This window comes from Paenibacillus sp. P4_A9, from assembly GCF_056402415.1.
The window spans coordinates 1-785 of sequence record NZ_JBFUHL010000233.1; the positions used below are offsets into that span (position 1 = coordinate 1).

Annotated in this window: 1 tRNA gene and 2 rRNA genes; all 3 read right to left on the reverse strand. The window is 49.2% G+C overall.

Going from position 1 to position 785, the window contains the following annotated elements:
* Positions 1-193: ribosomal RNA gene (locus AC1DVJ_RS31185) — 23S ribosomal RNA — on the reverse strand; the annotation flags it as partial.
* 181 nt (positions 194-374) lie between these two features.
* Positions 375-450 (reverse strand) — tRNA-Ala (locus tag AC1DVJ_RS31190).
* Between the two features lie 124 nt (positions 451-574).
* Positions 575-785 (reverse strand): 16S ribosomal RNA (locus tag AC1DVJ_RS31195); the annotation flags it as partial.

A 785-nucleotide genomic window follows, 5' to 3' on the forward strand; every position in this document is an offset into this window, starting at 1 on the left:
TCCCTGGGTCTGCCTCCAATGTAGCTATGTATTCACTACATGGTAACTGCGCATTACCACAGCTGGGTTCCCCCATTCGGACATCCCCGGATCAAAGCCTGCTTACGGCTCCCCGAGGCATTTCGTCGTTCGCCACGTCCTTCTTCGGCTCCTAGTGCCTAGGCATCCTCCGTGTGCTCTTTCTAGCTTAACCTAGAAAAGCTTTAAAGATTTTTGTGTAACCATAAGGTCAACACAACCTAAGTTCTTACTTTACGTTTTGTTTCGTTATCTAGTTTTCAAGGAACAATTTGTTTAATCTGATGTAATTTGCAATCATTAGCTTAGTGTCAACAACACCGCCTTATCGGCGGCGAAAGTAAGCAATAAGTTAATGGTGGAGCCAAGCGGGATCGAACCGCTGACCTCCTGCTTGCAAGGCAGGCGCTCTCCCAGCTGAGCTATGGCCCCATGTTTGATGAACCACTTCATAGAAGTGTGCAAACTCCATCAAAACTGAACAAATGAAATGAGTTATCAGCGATTTGTGTGTTAAACACACTTGACTGGATCTATCAGATCCGAGTCTCCATAGAAAGGAGGTGATCCAGCCGCACCTTCCGATACGGCTACCTTGTTACGACTTCACCCCAATCATCTACCCCACCTTCGGCGGCTGGCTCCCTTGCGGGTTACCCCACCGACTTCGGGTGTTGTAAACTCTCGTGGTGTGACGGGCGGTGTGTACAAGACCCGGGAACGTATTCACCGCGGCATGCTGATCCGCGATTACTAGCAATTCCGAC